This window comes from Archangium violaceum Cb vi76, assembly GCF_000733295.1.
Taxonomy (GTDB): domain Bacteria; phylum Myxococcota; class Myxococcia; order Myxococcales; family Myxococcaceae; genus Archangium; species Archangium violaceum.
This window is the reverse complement of sequence record NZ_JPMI01000076.1, coordinates 26,716-43,272: the sequence shown is the minus strand read 5'-3', so window position 1 is coordinate 43,272 and position 16,557 is coordinate 26,716. Positions and strand designations below refer to the sequence as shown.

Sequence of the window (16,557 nt, the reverse complement as noted above, 5' to 3'; positions counted from 1 at the left end):
CCCATGCGCGTAACCCCTTGGGAAAAGGCCTTCTCTTTTTCTCATGGGGACCCGTGAGCCCAGCGGCCTGCCGAGCAAGCGCCCGCTGCACGAACCGGAAACGCGCCTCAGCTTCCCGACCGCAAACGAAACACCCAAAGGGAGGGAAGACATCATGACGAAGACGAAGCTTCTGCTGGCGGGACTCGTGGCGGGTGCGGTGGCGTTCGGGACCGGGTGCAAGACGGACAAGGGCGCCGCCAACACGAATACCGGCACGGACACGTCCAGCATGTCGACGGATGCCGGCACGGGCGGCGCGGGCGCGGACACCATGGACCGTGAACGCGAGGAGGTGGATCCGCTTCCGCAGGAGGGCACGCGCGAGATGGAGCCCGGCGTGCACGATGACATCCCCGCCCAGCCCGGCACGGGTGGCACGGGCCTCGAGCCGGAGCCCATGGACCGCACGAACGAGCCCTTCGGTGAAGAGACGAGCGATGAGCCACTCGGCCCGGGCGCGCCGGCCAATCAGCCCGTGCCGAATGAAGACATGAACGACACCGAGCGCACCACCGACCCCATGCAGTGACAGCTCGGGCTCATTCAAAGCAACAGGGGGAAGGCTTCGAGCAGCTCCCGCTGGAAGGGGCTCAGGACCTCAGTGGAGGAACTCCCAGAAGGCGCGCCGGCGGCCAAGGTGACGCTGGAGCTGGGGCCAGAGCCGGAGCACCTCGTCGAGAGAGACCCACGCCCACACGTCCGTGTCCCGCGCCTCGCGGAGGATGATGCCAACCAGGCGCACGCGCTCCGGCTCGGATGCCGTGCGCAGCCGCTCACGCAGCTCGCGCACGGTCATCGGGTCGTCCCAGAGAAAATAGGGAACGGCGTTCTCATCCTGGAAGTCGGTGTCGAGGCGGGTCATGGTCGTCTGCCCTGACCAGAAGTGTAGGCACCGACGAAGCAAGTCACCAGCACCGGCCTCGGCTACGTACGCGAGTAGCCGCTCACGGCACCGCGGGCGCGGCCTGCGTGGCCTCCTGCTCCACGGCCCGGCGCTTCTCCGCCTCGGTCTTCAGGTGCTTCAGGCCCTGCTCGAAGTTGCCGCCGAGCATGTCGTTGATCATCCCGACGAAGTAGCCGCCCATGACGGGAGGCAGCGTGCCGCTGTCCACCCACGTCACCTTCGTCCCCCCACCCTCCTGCGTCCACGTGAGCGAGCCATGCGCGTTCACCTCCTCGCGCGTCTCGATCATCTCGTCCACCCACACGCCCGAGGCCACGTCGCTCTTCGTGATGGTCATCTTCCCGAGCCCCATCTTCGGGCCCTGCCACGCCCACCACGCCCCCACGCCCGAGGCGGGACCGCCGTACTCGTTCTTCACCTCGGGGTCCATGTCCTTGGTCCACGCGGCCCACGACTGCCAGGCCTTGAGGTCATTCACGAGCGGGTGGATGTGCTCGGGCGAGGCGTTGATGACGATGGAACGCTCCACCTTCCACTGCCTCGGCAGGAACAGGCCCACCACCGTCAACACCACCACGAGCCCCACCAACCCCAGCCCCACACGCTTCAACACGCGCTTCATTCACTCCCCTTTTCACCCGGACGAAGCCGGCGCGGCACCATACACCGGCGCATGCAGGCGCCAGAGTTCACGCGCCTCCTCCACGCTCACGGCGAGGAACCGCACGGGCGCGCCCGGCCGGCGAGCGGCCAGACAGCCCCAGTCCGCGCGAATGACCACGCCGAGCACCGGGTAGCCCCCCATGGTGGGATGGTCCGGCCCGAGCACGATGATTTCGCCCGAGGCGGGCACCTGGAGCGCACCGCGCACCATGGGCCCCGAGAGCCCCGAGCCCTCATCCGCCTGGGGCAGCGCCGGCCCTCGCAGCCGCATGCCCACGCGGTCGCTCGTGGGAGACACGGTGAAGTCTCCCTCCAGCAACACCTCCACCGCGTCCGCGCCGAAGCGCCCCAGGTCCGGCCCGAGCACCACACGTACCTCGGACTCCAGCGGCAGCTCCGGGCCCGGCGCCTCGCGCGCGCCACCTCCCGCCCCGAGCGGCAGCACATCCCCGCCCTTCAACACCCGGCCCTCGAGTCCTCCCAACCGGGCCACCGGCAGCGTGCCCCGGCCTCCGAGCACCTCGGGCACGTCGAGCCCCCCCTCCACCGCGGCGTAACGCACCACGCCCGCCTCGGGCGCCAGCACGGTGAAGTGGCCCCCCGCCTCCACCCGGAAGGCCTGGCCGCCCACCGATACCCACGCGCCGCGCCCGTGCAGCCGCAGCTCCACGCGCCCGTAACACTCCAGCGCCGCCGCGCTCCACACGTTGCCCACCGCGCGGTTCGCCGCCGCCAGCCACTCGGGCACCAACGCGCCTCCCGGTGGCACGCCCTGGTGCATGAGGCCCATGCGGCCCGCGTCCTGCACCATCACCAGCCCACCGGCGCCGAGCACCTCCAGCCACGCGTCCATTCAGTCCACCCGCTCGAAGAGGAGCCGGTCCCCCAGGCGCAGCAGCGCACCGGAGCCGGGCTGGAAGGCGGTGAAGTCCACGGCGGTGCCAATCAGGTTCCACCCGCCCGGCGAGGCGAACGGGTAGATGCCCGTGCGGCGCCCGGCGAGCCCCACCGAGAAGGCCGGCACGCGGGGCCTCGGCGTGGCCAGCCGGGGAACGGCGATGCGCCCATCCACCTCGCCCAGGTACGCGAAGCCGGGGAGGAACCCCATGCTGCGCACCGTGTACTCGCGCGAGGCGTGCAGCAGCGCCACGTCATCCACCGAGAGGCCCACGCGCTCGGCCACCGCCTCCAGGTCCGGCCCGTCGTAGCGCACGCGCACGGTGACGAGCGGTGGCTCCTCCTTCAGCGCCGGCGCCACCGCCAACCGGCCCAGCACCCGCCGGGGATCCTCGGGAGGCGCCACCGGGTCGAAGTACACGCACGCGTGCTCCTCGCCCACCACGACGTCCACCACCCCGGGCTCGGCCTTCAAGGACTCCAGCACCGCGCGCCGCTCCAGCCGCGCGGGCAGGACGAGCCGCAACGCGCCCTCGCCGAGGGACTCGGAGCGCAGGGCCAGCACCTCCAGCACCGCGCGCACCTCGCGGGCCATGTCCACCGCGCCCGGCGAATCCCCGTGCACGCACAGTGTGTCCACCGTTCCACCGAGCGCCAACCGCAGCGCGTTCTCCCGGGCCACCACGGGGTCGCTCAGCACCGCGCCCGGCTGCCCCCGCGGAATGAGGGAACCATCGGGCCGGGTACCGCGGTCCGCGAAGCCCTCGCGCGCATAGGATAGCCCCGCGGCCCGGGCGGCCTCGCGCAGCGCGCCGGAGCCAGGCCCGAGGAAGGTGATGCCGGGGCCGAGCGCCTCGACGACGCCCTCCACGACGGCGCGGGCGAGCGCGGGGTCGCGGTTGGCGGCGTGGTACAGGGCGCCGTGGGGTTTGGCATAGCGCACGGGCACGCCCACCTCGGAGGCCAGGGCGACCAACCGGGCGCACTGGGCGGCCACCTGGGCGCGGAGCTCCTCCGGGGCCACCTGGAGCTCCTGCCGGCCGAAGTTCGCGCGGTCCTCGAAGGACGGGTGCGCCCCGGCCCGGGTCCCATGGCGGGCACAGGCCTCCAGGGCCCGGCGCATGGACCGCTCGTCACCCGCGTGCCCGCCGCAGGCGATGTTCGCCACCTGCGCGGATGCGTAGAGCCGCTCGTCCTCTTCCGGCAGCTCACCCAGATCGATGTTGAGGAGACACTCCGCCATGACTGCCGCCCCCCTCATGATTCAAAGCCAGCCTTTTATATCCGGGTACTTCTCCAAGATGGCCAGACACCGGGAGTCCAGATATCCGCTCTGGACGTAGAGTGCCGCATGGGGTCCCGTCGCGATCCGGATGAACCAGACGAAGACACTGGCGAAACCGGTCTGGCACACATCATCCTTGACCTGACGTGCCCCCCTCCAGTCACCTTGTGTGCAGAACTCATCGTAGTCCCGAAGCATCCGCCCGATGGCTCTCCATGCTGCTTGGCGCCCCCGAACCAGGGAGTCGCGCTTGTTCAACCCAAATACCTCGATGCTCGCGGCCCCTTTGGGGGTCAGCTCGGCGAGCCGCCCGGTGACGGGCGACAATTCGAGGTGCTCCGTCGGCTCGTCCACGGTGGGGTCGATCAACAAAGGTGCCCCGGACTCGTCCAGCGGAAACCGGGTCCGCTTGTGATTGCTGTTACAGTCACCACATGCCAGCAGATAGTTGAACCAATCAAAGGTGCGTAGGGGATAACGCGCCTTGGGCCAGAAGTGCTCGATGTCCTTGGCCGCGCTGTCCTCGCAATACATGCAGCGCTCCCGGCCCGAGGCCATGGCACGGAGCGTGTCGCGAATCTCCTTGGAGGCGGCTTTGTCCTTCCGCTCCCAGAGACGCCGTGCCTCGGCCCCTGGCTCCTCGGCGGCGGCAATTTCCTCCGTCCGCTTCGCCAGCAGTGCCAGGGTGTACAGGCTGAGGTCTGTTCTCTCCAGCTTCCTCATTCGTGATGCTCGTACTTGCGGAGGGTCCGCTCCACGAACTCGCTGTTCGTGTCCGGGAGCTTTGCCACAAGGACATCCAACTCCTCCCGCTCCCGTGGGCTGAGGCTGTCTCGTAGCAGCCGCGCCTCGAGTCGCGCGACCCGATCGCGGATCCGCTCCGACTCCTTCGAATAGGCGTGCTCCAGCCCGAACAGTTCGGTGAGCACGGCCTCGTCCACGGTGCCATTCACGACAGTGCGGTAGACCTGTTCGGAGACGTGGGCGGCACCACCTGCCTCCTCTCCCCCTGGGAGGCGAATGAGCCCGTTGGGGTCCGCAGCCTGACAGACGAACGGGCTATGCGTGGTGACGATGAACTGGATGCGGGGGAAGTGCTCCTTGAGCCAGAAACCGATCTCCTTCTGCCAGGAGGGATGGAGATGCTGCTCGAGCTCATCCACGAGGACGACACCTGGATAGGGAACCCTCCACAGCCCCCGGTCCTGCTCCAACCGGAAATCCGGATAGGCCTCGAACAGCACTCGGATCAGATCCGTCACCAGGGCAGTCACGGTCCGATAACCGTCACTCATCTCCCACAACGACAGTTCCATGCCCCTCTGCCTCACCCAGAGCCCGTCGGGATTCACATCCACAATCTCGACCGAGTCCGGGAGGAGCCCCTCATTGAGCAGCTTCTTGACCTCCTCGAGCAGTTGCCCGGCCTGAGGTTTCCCGTTGAGAGACAGGTAGTGGAGAGCCTGGAGCCACTCGACGCTCTCCGCGAGGTCGAGTTCGCCCCGGAAGAGCCCCGCGATCCGTGTCAATCTGGGTGAGCCGATGACCTGCTGCGCCGTAGCAAGGCGTTGTGTCAGTCGCCGGTGGGCACCGTAACCAGCCATGAACCAGCCTCGTCCCATCAGCCAGACCCATGCGTCCTTGGGCCTGGTCTTCCTGCTCGTGTCCCAAGTCGTCTGCGTGACCACGGAAGAGCCCATCGAGGACTCCCTGCTCTGAAGTTTGAGTTCCGCGACGAACTCCTTCTGGGGAGCGCCCAACTCTTGAGCGTCCCAGGAGTCCACCTGCTCATCCACGACCAGGGTCGCGGCGGCGTGAGCACTCCTGGAACCCCGTCTCATCCAACTCGATGGAGTCTGCTGGAACATCAGGGGAGCATCCATCCCTGCGGCGGCCATGGCGATGCTCCTGAGCAAAGTGGACTTCCCCGAGCCATTGCGCCCGGCGACCACTGTCCACCCCGCGTAGCTGCCATCCGGTCTCCGCAGGTCCAACTCCACGCGGCGCTCGCCCTCGCCGAAGCCGCGGATGTTCTCCAGCATGATCTTCCGGATATACATACGTCACCCTCGTTCCATGCTCCGGGTGCAGCCCAGGGGCATCCTCTCTCTGCTTACACGGCATTCCACCACCGTGCACCTGATGAGCAAAGGCCGTCGTCCCTGTTCTGGACATCCGTGCCCCACGACAGTCCTGGGACTTGAGGGAGCCCCCAGTCAGGCGAGCACCATCAACCGGGTACGGACAACCGCCCCTTCTCGACACCCTGGGCGTGAGGCAACCGCGACTTCAGCCACTTCACCAGGACCGCGGCCTTGTGCTCATCGCTCCACTCCACGAGGGTCTCGTTCCGCTTGCCCCCGTGGGGAGCGGCGAGCACGAGCGTGGGGCACCAGCGCGTCACCAGGTCCCCCTCGTTGTCCTTCTCGGTGCGCTCCTCGAGGACGACGGACGTCACCTGGCTCCACGGCACGTCGAGCCGCGCCTCCCGGCCGGCTCCCACCGGCAACGAGAGCCGCCGGTTCGTCTCATCGAGAATCAGGTCGCAGTCGCCCGAGTCCAGCTTCGCGCGTTGCCTCCTCGCGAAGACCACGCCCGTGGTGAGAACCGCCCCCCAGGTGAGCACCGCGACGGCCAGCGGCGGCTCGAACCCCGTCACGAACCCCACCACGAAGATCGACAGGAAGGATGAACCACCCAGGGCCATGACTCCCACGGCCAGCGCGCTCACTCCCTCCAACCGCACGTGCACGCGGCCAGCGCGCATGAACACCCCCAACCGCTCCTCATCCCCGCCAAGCAGGAGGCCCAACACCCCCCGCAATCCCACGAGCATCACCAGGTTGAACGGGTTCATGAACAGCAGCAGGAAGAGATCCACCCCCTGTATGCCAGTGACGAGCACCGCGTCCCCCGGAGACTCCGGGTCGTGGAACACCGGCACGATGGCCCCCACGGGAAAGCGCCGCGCCAGGTCCTCCGCCACGCGCTTGTTCGAGGAACGCCACGCGCCGTAGCGGTACTGGGAGCCCTCGTACGCCCGCCCCCCGGCCTCGTAGGCGTAGCGCACCTCGAAGCCGTAGGTGGAACCGTCGCTGTCCCGGTGTTCCACCACCCGACTGCGCGTGATGGTGCCGGGAGCGCTCGGATGGAACGCCGCGAGGCCCTGACGCGCGATGCCGTGGAGGATCTTCCCATCGAACGCCAGCACGAGCGCCGTCGCGGCGAGGATGAACAACAGCATCACGGCGTACAGGAAACGCATGGCCTCATCCTACATCCACCCGGAGTCCCTGGAATCCGAGGGCAATCCGGCTCGAATAAATCCCGCGTGCCCCCGTCTGAAGCGGTGTCGACGAAAACGACCCCAACAAACCCAAGGATGAACACCATGAACCGTATCTCTTCCGCGCTTCTCGCCTCCCTCCTTCTCGCCGGCAGCGCACAGGCCCAGCAGTGGGGCAACAACCGGGGCGAACGTGCCCAGAACCGCCACGAGGTCCGCACGGACAAACGGGAGCTCCGGGACGACCGCCGTGACGTGGCCGAGCTGGAGAACGTGCTGGCGCGCTTCGACCAGGCCTGGTCGCGGCAGGACGAGCGCGAGATGACGGCGGTGGAAGGCCGGCTGCGCGAGCTGCTGCGCAAGGAGCTGGCCGAGAGCCGCATGGAGCTGGAGAAGGACAAGCGCGAGATGCACCGGAGCAACCGCGAGGTGCGCCGGGACCGCAACTGGGGCCGGGGCGGGGCGGATGACCGGCGCGACCGCCGGGACGACGTGAGGGACGCGCGCGTCGAGGCGGCCACGCTCCAGACGCGGATGGCGATCGCCCGGGAGTTGAACTGGGTGATGGGCAACCGCAACTACTCGGACCTGCAGCGCCAGCGCAACCTCATCGTGCAGCTCGTCCAGATTGCCCGGCAGGAGGTGCAGCAGACGAAGCAGGAGCTGCGCGAGGACCACCGGGAGCGCCGCGAGGACCGTCGCGACGACCGCCGCGATTCGCGCCGGGGCTGGTAACGAGGGCCCTACAGGGGGGGCAGGGACTTGCGGACGCTCTCGCGGGACTCCATGCGATTGACCCAGGCCTTCACGTTCGGGAAGGCCTCGAGGTCCACGCCCATGGGGGTCCGCAGGAACAAGCCGGACACGATGGAGAAGTCCGCGAGCGTCAGCTTGCCGCAGAGGAACTCCCTGCCCGTGAGCGTCTTCTCCAGCAGGGCGAGGTCGCGGCGGACCTTCTCCAGGCCGGCGGCGTACTTCGCCTCGTCCTTGGCGCGGTTGAAGAGCTTCACGTAGACGGTCTCGCTCATCACCTCTCCGGTGGAAGGGGCGAAGGTGGTGGCCTGCCACTGGAGCCACTGCTGCACCTGGGCCATGCCGCGCGCGTCGGTGGGCAGCAGCCCGCTCTCGGGCTTCTTCGCGGCCAGGTAACAGAGGATGGCGTTGGACTCCCAGACACAGAAGCCGTCGTCATCGACGAGCGTGGGCACCTTGCCGTTGGGGTTCTTCGCGAGGAACTCGGGCGACTTGTGCTCGCCCTTCATCAGGTCCACGGTGACGAGGGTGACGGGCAGGCCGAGCTCGTGGACGACGGCGCGGCACTTGAAAGCGGCACTGGAGAAGGGGTGCTCGTAGAGCTTCATGGGGTATCTCCTGGGGAAGGGAGGCGCCCCTATACGCCACCTCCCAGGCGGACGCGAGCCATGAGCGGGGCCCTCCAGCCTCCGGCTCCCGTGCGGCCGGGCGGGCGAGGGCCCCGAGCGCCCGGCGGATGACACCCGTGGGCTCGGACAGCAGCCGGGCGGACACTGTCCCGGCTGGAGCCCCGACACAAAGGATGGAATCCGCTCGGGGACCGGTATTGTGTGCCCCTGCCCATGTCCAAGCCCTCCATCTTCCAGGTCCTCCGCAGCCCGCGTGCCTGGCTCCTCGTGGCGCTCGGCTTCGCCTCCGGTCTGCCCCTGCTCCTCGTGGGTGGCACCCTCTCCGCGTGGATGACCAACGAGGGCGTCAATCTCAAGACGATTGGCATCTTCACCCTCGTCTCCTCGCCCTACACCTTCAAGTTCATCTGGGCGCCGCTGATGGACCGCTTCGCCCTGCCCTTCCTGGGCCGGCGCCGCGGGTGGATGATGCTCACGCAGCTGGGCCTCATGGGCGCCATCGCCGCCATGGGCTTCGTCAATCCCAAGGACGAGCCCTTCACCATGGCGAGCCTCGCCCTGCTGGTGTCCTTCCTCTCCGCCAGCCAGGACGTCGTCTCCGACGCGTGGCGCACCGACACCCTCTCCGAGGCCGAGCGCGGCTTCGGCGTCGCCACCTTCGTCATGGGCTACCGCTTCGGGATGATCGCCTCCGGGGCCCTGGCCCTCAGCCTCTCGCAGTTCATCGGCTGGTCCCAGACGTATTGGATCATGGCCTCGTTCATGCTGGTGGGCGTGGTGGCCACGGTGCTCGCCGCCGAGCCCCAGGGACAGCGCCCGCCGCGCACCCTCACCGAGGCCGCCGTCGTCCCCTTCGTCGACTACTTCCGCCGCGATGGCGCCCTGCTCGCCCTGCTCTTCCTGCTCCTCTACAAGCTGGGCGATGCCGTGGCCGGTGGCATGACCACGCCCTTCTTCCTCAAGCTGGGCTTCTCCAACCTGGAGGTCGGCACCATCAGCAAGGGCGTGGGCATGGCGGCCACCATCGTGGGCGCGCTCTTCGGCGGCGCGTTGCTCGCGAAGCTGGGCACGCGGCGCAGCCTCTTCATCTTCGGCGCGCTCCAGGCCCTCACCAACCTGACCTTCCTGGCGCTCGCGTTGATCGGCAAGAACCACCTCATGCTGGCGGTGGCCATCTGCACGGACAACGTGTGCGGCGGCATGGCCACCACGGCCTTCGGCGCCTTCACCATGTCGCTGTGCAACAAGCGCTTCAGCGCCACCCAGTTCGCGCTGCTGTCCGCGCTGGCCAACTTCGGTGGCCGCATGCTCACCGCCACCTCCGGCTTCCTCGCCGAGGGCATGGGCTGGGCCGGCTTCTTCGGCCTCACGGTGGTGCTCGCCCTGCCGGCGCTCGTGCTCCTCAAGTTCCTCCCCGAGGGCATCGCCGCCCCCGTGGCGGAGCCGGAGCCCGCCCCCGCCGAGTCAACCGCCGCCCCCGCCCTGGCTCGCTGAGAGCCGGCGGGGGCACGACCGCCGCACCGCCCGCCCGCCCTCCAGCCTGACCCGGCCGCTTCCTTGCCGCCGGGCGGGCACGTCATGACCGTTTAGGTTCGGAGGTATTCCATCATGGCGAACCAGGACAGACGGCCCCCCCCGCAGCCCGCCGAGGACATGTTCGGACGCCCCACGGACGTGCGGAACGAACAGGAAGAGCGGGAGCCCACCCGCGAGCAACAGGGCGCGCACCAGATACCCCGGCACGAGCCCCCCGACGACTTCCACAAGCGCTGTGAGCAGGAGGCCGAGGAGGAAGCCGCCTGCGGAGGCGTGGGCGAGATTCCGGATGGCGACGGCGTGCGCAGTGACCGGGGGACCAATCCGCTTCCCGACAGCTACTGGTCGGCCTACCCTGGCGAGAAGCCAGACGGGTACTGAGCGGCGGCACGGCGCCCACGCACTGTTCTGGCAGGAGAACAATCGTGGGCGCCTCGCTCGATGACCTGGTGGCCATGACGGTGTTCGCCCGCGTCGTGGAGGCGCACTCCTTCTCGGGGGCGGCGGCCCGGCTCGGCCTGTCCAAGTCGGCGGTGAGCACCCGCGTGGCCGGGCTCGAGCGCCGGCTCGGGGTGAGGTTGCTGCAACGCACCACGCGCAGCCTGTCCGTCACCCCCGAGGGCGCCCAGCTCTACGAGCGCTGCGCGCAGCTGCTCTCGGTGGCGGACGAGGCCTCGGACCTGCTGGGCAACGTGGGCACCGTCCCCGAGGGCACCGTGCGCGTCGTGGCGCCGGTGGGCCTCGCCCTGCACCCGCTGCCCTCCCTGTTGGAGAAGTTCGCCGAGCGCTACCCCCGCGTCCAGGTGGAGCTGTCCGCGTCGGACCGGCGGGTGGATCCGCTCACCGACAACGTCGACGTCGCGGTGCGTTTCTTCCCCCGCCCCCACGAGCGCTCCCTCATCGAGCGCCGGCTCGGCACGGAGAAGCGGCTCATCTGCGGGGCACCCTCCTACTTCGCCCGGCGCGCTCCCCCCCAGACGCCGCACGACCTGGCCTCGCACAACTGCCTGCGCCTGAAGGACAGCAAGTGGGACTTCCGGCTGGAGGGCCACACCACCGTCGTCCCCGTGTCGGGCACGCTCGTGGTGGATGACATCGCCGTGCTGCGCGAGGCGGCGCTCGAGGGCCTGGGGCTGGCGCGGCTGCCTCGCTCGCTCGTGGACGCGGAGCTGCGGGAGGGCCGGCTGCTCTCGGTGCTCGACACGTATGCACCCGAGCCGCTCGTCATCTCCCTCGTCTACCCGCAGCGCAAGCACCTGCCCCAGCGGGTGCGCGTGTTCGTCGACTTCATGACCGAGCACTTCCGCAAGGTGTTCCGCGGCGGGTGACGTGCCCTCAGGCCGCGGAGGCGGCGGGGGCTTCCTGGTCCTCGTCCTGCTTCCTCGAGGGCACGGCCAGGGCCGACAGGCAGGAGGCGCTCGCGCACACGGCCATCACAACCGCCATGGGCAGCATGCTCCCGTCGTTGAGGAGCCCCACGCCCGCCGAGGCCACGGCGGACACGGCGAACTGCAACGAGCCGAGGACGGCGGAGGCCACTCCGGCCCGGGCGCCGTGCTCCTCCATGGCCAGCGCGGCCGCGTTGGGCATCACGAAGCCGAGGCTGCCGATGAACAGGAACAAGGCGGGGGCGAGCGTATGGACGCGTCCGAGCCCACTCACGGCCAGCACCAGGAGGACGGCGCCCATGAGGACCATGAAGAGCGTCGCCGAGACGGCGATGCGCTCGGGCGAGCGGCGGACCAGGAGCCGCCGGTTGAGCTGGCCCACGCAGATGTAGCCCAGGGCATTCGCGGCGAAGAGCCAGGCGAAGCGCTCCGGCGTGACATGGAGCACCTCCATGAACACGAAGGGCGCGCCGGAGATATAGGCGAACATGCCGGACTGCGCGAAGCCACCGGCGAACGTGGCGGTGAGGAAGCGCCGGTCCGTGAAGAGGACGCGCAGGTTCACCGCGAGCGAGCTGCTGGCGCCGGGCCGCCGGGATGGAGACGAGGTGCCGGGAATGGCCACCAGCGCGAGCACCAGGGCCAGGGTGCCGAGCACCGTGAGCACCCCGAAGATGGCCCGCCAGCCGGCGACGCTGAGCACCTGGCCGCCCAGGAGCGGGGCGAGGATGGGGGCCGCGCCCATGATGAGCATGAGCACGGAGAGCACGCGGGCGATCTCCCGGCCGCTGTAGAGGTCTCGCACGATGGCCCGCGCGATGACGGCACCGGCGGCGCCGCCCACCGCCTGGAGGAAGCGCAGGGCGATGAGCCACTCGACGCTCGGCGCGAAGGCACAGGCGGCGGACGCGAGGATGTAGAGCACGATGCCCGCGAGCAGCGGCTTCCGGCGGCCGAACCGGTCCGAGAGGGGGCCATACATGAACTGGCCCAGGCCCAGTCCCGCCATGAACGCCGCCAGGGTGAGCTGGACCTGGGAGGCGGACGTCCCCAGCTCCGCCTGGAGGGTGGGCAGGCTCGGCAGGTACATGTCGATGGACAGCGGACCGAAGGCCGTCAGGGTGCCCAGCACGAACAGCAACAGGGCGCGCCGCCGGGGCGCGGTGGAAAAACTCATCGTGCTTCTCTAACCACCGGCACGGGGGCGGCCCAAGGCTGGCCAGGCGGACACAGTGTTCCGCCAGGAGAACAATGGGCTCCCCGGGCGCTTCACGCGGGAGGCTTCGCCATCCTGGGCAGACGCACGAAGAAGGTCGTCCCCTTCTCCGGGGTGCTCTCCACACGGACGCTGCCCCCATGCGCCTCGGCGACGCCCTTCACCAGCGTCAGCCCGATTCCCCAGCCCTTCTTTCCACTGGCCTCCGCGCTCCTGGCGCGGGCGAGGTACTGGAAGAGCGTCCGCTGCTCCTCGGGAGGGATGGGGTTTCCCCAGTTGTGGACGGCGAGATCCACCTCGTCGCCGCGCGGCTCCAGGCTCACGGTCACCTGCCGCGTCGCATCGCCGTACTTGATGGCATTGCTACAGAGGTTCTCGACGAGCCTGCGCAGGGCCCGCGCATCCCAGTGGCCCTCCATCCGCTTCTCGCCCCGGAGGTGGAAGCGCTCCCCATGGACGCTGGAGAGCTCCTCCAGCGCGTCGGCCACCACCTGCCGCAGCTCGCAGGCGCGCACCTCGATGGGCAGCCCCTGGCCCGCGCGGATGCGGTTGGAGTCCAGCAGGTCGGTGATCATCTGGTCCGCGCGGTCGATGTTCTGCCGCACCCGGGCCGCGAGCGAGTAGACCTTGTCGGGCACGTTGGGCTGGCGGGGGATGAGCTGGGCGCTCATCTTCGCCGCCGTCAGCGGCGTGCGGAGATCATGACTGAGGGCCGAGACGAATTGATCGCGCAGTTCCCGCTCGAGCCGCAGCTTCGCCAGGGTGGTCTCCGCGTCTTCCCGGGCCAGCTGCTCGCTGTTGAGGAACCTCGCGAACAGCTCCTCGGACTCCTTGCCCTGGGTGATGTCGAGCACGAACGCGACATTCCTGGAGCGGCCCTCGTCGATGAAGGCACACCCCAGCAGGATCCACACGACGCGGCCATCCGGGAGGACGTAGCGCTTCTCGTAGGGAGTGCAGACGCCCTCGGGGGATTCGAGCATCTCCTTCGCCGCGGCCCGGTCCTTCTCCAGCTCCTCCGGGGGCGTGATGACATCCCAGCGGACCTTCCCCGCGAGGACATCCTCCCGGCTCACCCCGAGCAACCGGGCGTAGTACTCGTTCACGTCGTAGAGGCCGCCGTGGATGTCGCCGAAGACGATGCCGATCAGGTTGGACTCGAAGAGCCGCCGGAACTTGTTCTCGCTCTCCGCGAGGCTCCGGCGCTCGGCCTGGACCCTGTCGTGGAGGCGCGCGTTCTCCAACGCCACCTCGGCCAGGGACCGCAGCGACTCCAGCAGCCGCTGGTCCTCCTCGGTGAAGGGCTGGAGGCCCTTCTTGTCGTGCAGCTCGAAGCACCCCACCATCACCCCGGAGCGGTCGAAGAGGGGCAGGTCGATCAGGTTCTGGAAGCCCCGGAGCTCGCGCAGCCACTGCAGGACGTGCTCATCATGGGCCGCGTCGTTCGAGATGTAGGGCTCGCCGGTGAGCAGCACGTGGCCGGGCACTCCCTCGCCCGGCTCGAAGGAGATGTTGCGCGGTTCGATGTCCCGCCCATCCCGCCACAGGGACTCCATGATGACCATGCGGCCATCCACCACCCGGCCCCAGACGCCCTCGGTGGCATCCACCAGCTCCATGGCCGTCCAGACGAGCTTCCGGATGATGTCCAGGTCCTCGAGCCCCGAGTTGAAGTGCCTCGCCGCGTGCGTCAGCAGCTCCACCTGCCGCTCCCGGCGCGCGAGCCGCTCCTGGGACTGCCGGAGCTCCGCCTCCAACTGCCGGACGCGACGCTCGAGCTCCGGACCCCCTCCCCTCCATGTCTCATGGATGGCCATGCCGAGTGGATAAGACTCCGGCCGGGCCAGCACCAGCCGGAGAAACGAATTCAAAGGAGCGAAAACAGACGGCCGGACGATGGATTGGTCACCTGCATGACGGATCCAACAGCTCCGGCCGGTACTCGAAGTGCATCGTGTCGTAATGGTACCAACGCCCGCCCCAGATGAAGCCCTCGGCCTCGAAGGCGTCCACGAGGGCCTGGGGAATCTGGTTGGCCCAGCGCACCGGCGCCTTCGGCTTCGCCCACTCCCAGTAGTGCGAGCGCTTCACGTTCACGTCGATGGACACCCCGTACGAGTGGGCACTCTGACGGTGCGTGTTGGCGATCTTCCTCCACGCGAAGGTGCCGCCCAGGTTCTTCAGGTACGGCCGCAGGGACGGCGCCTTCTTCACCTCGGCGTCGAGCCGCTTCGCCACACGCTCGAAGGCCGGGGCCACCTTGCGGTTCACCTTCAGTGTCTGTCCAAGGAAGTCGATGTCCACCACGTCCACCCGGGCCTGGGTGGCGCCGTAGGCCGCGTGGAAGAGCGCATCGAAGCGGATGCGCCCCGGGTCCTCGTTCTCTCGCGTGACGGGCTGGATGGGACCAGGGGTGTATGGAATGGAGAACATGTCCTCCAGGTCCGGGGACTCGAGCTTCTCCTCGAAGGACTTCGTCTTCCCGTCGTCCCACGGGTGCGGGGTCCCCGCCAGCCGGGCGTGCCACGCGCCGTCCACCTTCACCGGCTCCACCGGGTACCACTTCGCCAGGCACGCCAGCGCGCGCGGGGGGGAATCGGACGGAGGTGCCTCGGCCCCCGCGCGTCCAGCGAGCACGAGCAGGAGCAGGCCGAGCATCGGGCTACTTCTTCTTGGCGGGAGTGCCGAGCCGCTCGAGGGCCGCGGCGAAGCTCTTGCGCTCGGGGTTGAGCGGCGCGTTCATCTGACGCTGCTCGCGCACGGAGGAGACGGGAGACTCCGGAGCGCCCTCCAGCGCCTCCTTGTCGAAGCGGTCCTGGCCGCCACCCACGCGGCTCAGGGGCCGCGTACCGTAGATGCGGCGATTGGGGTCTCTGCCAGCCATGGCGTTCCTCCGGGGGGACGGTGGTGCCCCGAGCATACCTCGAAACGCGGCGCCCCTCACGAAGCCAGGGCGGGACGCACGTGCGAGGCCGCGTCGCTCGCCCGCATCGCCTCCAGCGTCTGGCGGATGCCCTCGGCGTAGGGCGTCTTGCGCACCTCGATGAGCCCGCGCAGCGCCGAGTCGTCCATGATGACGGGCGTGGTGTGCAGGTAGTCCATCTCCACCAACTCGCGCAGCATGGGGTCGAACAGGCCCAGCACGCGCATCAGGGGACGGTGGAGCGCCATCACCTTCGGACGGCGGCCCACCTCGGCGTAGATGCGCTCGACGAGCTCCCGCTGCGAGGTGACGCCCGCCCCCGCGAGGTTCCACGCCCGTCCGTAGGCACGAGGCTCGTCCATGAGCGCCGTCACCACCGGCCCCACGTCCGGCACGAAGACGAACTCGTGCGGGGTGTCGATGGGCCCGATGAGCTGCGCCCGCTTCCCGTCGAGCGCGGCGCGGAAGGCCCGGTAGAGGAAGCTGCGCTCCACGCCCGGCCCGTAGAAGTCCGGCAGCCGGAGGAGCGTCGTCTGGATGGCGCCCGAGGCCCCCGCCTCGAGCACCAGGTCCTCCTGCTCCTTGCGCATCCGCCCCTTGAAGGTGTGGGGCTCGCGCGGATGCTCCTCCGCCACGCGCTCGGTGCGCGGGCGTCCGAACGGGTACACCGTGCTGATCATCACCAGGCGCTCCACGCCCTCGGCGATGGCCGCGTCCAGCGTACGGCGCATCAGCACCGGGTGCAGGTGGAAGTCCGTGTAGGGCACGCCCACCATGTAGATGAGCGTGGAGACGCCTCGCGCCGCCTCGCGCACCGAGGCCGGGTCGTCCGGATTCCAGGTGACGAGCTCCGCCCGCGGATCCGCGCCGAACTCCCGCTGCAGGGACGAACGTGAGCGGCCCACCACCCGGTAGCCACGCCCCTGCGCCCGCAGCGCCTGCACCACGCTGTGCCCGATGGAGCCCGAGGCACCGAACAACGCCACCTGTCCCTGCTTGCTCATGTCCTACCCCTTGCCCGGAACACCGGACACT

At 69.2% G+C, this 16,557-nt stretch carries 18 protein-coding genes; 5 read left to right on the top strand and 13 right to left on the bottom strand.

From position 1 onward, the window contains the following. The first annotated feature begins 154 nt into the window (after positions 1-154). Positions 155-571 carry a hypothetical protein gene (locus tag Q664_RS12220; protein WP_052517995.1) on the top strand — a complete coding sequence of 139 codons (417 nt, stop codon included), beginning with the start codon at positions 155-157 and terminating at the stop codon, positions 569-571. Positions 572-640: 69 nt separating this feature from the next. Here Q664_RS12220 and Q664_RS12215 read toward each other — a convergent pair whose 3' ends face one another. The 7 genes from Q664_RS12215 to Q664_RS12185 all read right to left on the bottom strand — a co-directional run bounded on the left by Q664_RS12215 (position 641) and on the right by Q664_RS12185 (position 7,056). Beyond that, a complete protein-coding gene (locus Q664_RS12215; RefSeq protein ID WP_043393884.1) occupies positions 641-904 on the bottom strand; it encodes a hypothetical protein in 264 nt (87 codons plus the stop codon). Between the two features lie 82 nt (positions 905-986). Further along, a complete protein-coding gene (locus Q664_RS12210) occupies positions 987-1,568 on the bottom strand; it encodes an SRPBCC family protein (protein ID WP_052517994.1) in 582 nt (193 codons plus the stop codon). A gap of 12 nt (positions 1,569-1,580) precedes the next feature. After that, complete coding sequence (locus tag Q664_RS12205) at positions 1,581-2,462, bottom strand: 5-oxoprolinase subunit C family protein (protein WP_043393882.1); 882 nt, start codon at positions 2,460-2,462, stop codon at positions 1,581-1,583. Beyond that, positions 2,463-3,749: a LamB/YcsF family protein gene (locus Q664_RS12200; protein WP_043393881.1), complete on the bottom strand. Its 1,287-nt coding sequence runs from the start codon at positions 3,747-3,749 to the stop codon at positions 2,463-2,465. Between the two features lie 21 nt (positions 3,750-3,770). Further along, positions 3,771-4,514 carry an HNH endonuclease family protein gene (locus Q664_RS12195; protein ID WP_052517993.1) on the bottom strand — a complete coding sequence of 248 codons (744 nt, stop codon included), beginning with the start codon at positions 4,512-4,514 and terminating at the stop codon, positions 3,771-3,773. Further along, a complete protein-coding gene (locus Q664_RS58985) occupies positions 4,511-5,851 on the bottom strand; it encodes an AAA family ATPase (protein WP_043393880.1) in 1,341 nt (446 codons plus the stop codon). The genes Q664_RS12195 and Q664_RS58985 overlap by 4 nt, the downstream gene beginning before the upstream one ends. Before the next feature lie 170 nt (positions 5,852-6,021). After that, positions 6,022-7,056, bottom strand: coding sequence for a DUF3592 domain-containing protein (locus Q664_RS12185; protein WP_043393879.1), 1,035 nt, complete (start codon positions 7,054-7,056; stop codon positions 6,022-6,024). Between the two features lie 126 nt (positions 7,057-7,182). Here Q664_RS12185 and Q664_RS12180 point away from each other — a divergent pair, with 126 nt between their 5' ends. Continuing rightward, a complete protein-coding gene (locus Q664_RS12180) occupies positions 7,183-7,812 on the top strand; it encodes a hypothetical protein (RefSeq protein ID WP_063934684.1) in 630 nt (209 codons plus the stop codon). A gap of 8 nt (positions 7,813-7,820) precedes the next feature. On the opposite strand, the gene Q664_RS12175 is transcribed toward Q664_RS12180, so the two are convergent. Further along, positions 7,821-8,438: a glutathione S-transferase family protein gene (locus Q664_RS12175; protein ID WP_052517991.1), complete on the bottom strand. Its 618-nt coding sequence runs from the start codon at positions 8,436-8,438 to the stop codon at positions 7,821-7,823. Between the two features lie 234 nt (positions 8,439-8,672). Here Q664_RS12175 and Q664_RS12170 point away from each other — a divergent pair, with 234 nt between their 5' ends. From Q664_RS12170 to Q664_RS12160, 3 genes are all read left to right on the top strand, one after another. Continuing rightward, complete coding sequence (locus Q664_RS12170; protein WP_043393878.1) at positions 8,673-9,953, top strand: AmpG family muropeptide MFS transporter; 1,281 nt, start codon at positions 8,673-8,675, stop codon at positions 9,951-9,953. Between the two features lie 114 nt (positions 9,954-10,067). Further along, positions 10,068-10,376, top strand: a complete 309-nt coding sequence (locus Q664_RS12165; RefSeq protein WP_043393876.1) for a hypothetical protein — start codon at positions 10,068-10,070, stop codon at positions 10,374-10,376. 44 nt (positions 10,377-10,420) lie between these two features. Then, the gene (locus tag Q664_RS12160; protein WP_084609780.1) at positions 10,421-11,323 is read left to right on the top strand and encodes a LysR family transcriptional regulator; all 903 of its coding nucleotides are present in this window, start codon (positions 10,421-10,423) and stop codon (positions 11,321-11,323) included. Positions 11,324-11,330: 7 nt separating this feature from the next. On the opposite strand, the gene Q664_RS12155 is transcribed toward Q664_RS12160, so the two are convergent. From Q664_RS12155 to Q664_RS12135, 5 genes are all read right to left on the bottom strand, one after another. Further along, positions 11,331-12,560, bottom strand: a complete 1,230-nt coding sequence (locus Q664_RS12155; RefSeq protein WP_043393874.1) for a Bcr/CflA family multidrug efflux MFS transporter — start codon at positions 12,558-12,560, stop codon at positions 11,331-11,333. Positions 12,561-12,652: 92 nt separating this feature from the next. Next, complete coding sequence (locus tag Q664_RS51970) at positions 12,653-14,470, bottom strand: sensor histidine kinase (RefSeq protein WP_160174392.1); 1,818 nt, start codon at positions 14,468-14,470, stop codon at positions 12,653-12,655. Between the two features lie 34 nt (positions 14,471-14,504). Continuing rightward, on the bottom strand, positions 14,505-15,257 hold the full coding sequence (locus Q664_RS12145) for a M15 family metallopeptidase (protein ID WP_043393872.1): 753 nt from the start codon (positions 15,255-15,257) through the stop codon (positions 14,505-14,507). Between the two features lie 4 nt (positions 15,258-15,261). Further along, positions 15,262-15,483: a hypothetical protein gene (locus tag Q664_RS12140; protein ID WP_043393870.1), complete on the bottom strand. Its 222-nt coding sequence runs from the start codon at positions 15,481-15,483 to the stop codon at positions 15,262-15,264. A 56-nt stretch (positions 15,484-15,539) separates the two neighbouring features. Next, on the bottom strand, positions 15,540-16,526 hold the full coding sequence (locus tag Q664_RS12135) for an NAD-dependent epimerase/dehydratase family protein (protein ID WP_043393869.1): 987 nt from the start codon (positions 16,524-16,526) through the stop codon (positions 15,540-15,542). Positions 16,527-16,557: the final 31 nt, after the last annotated feature.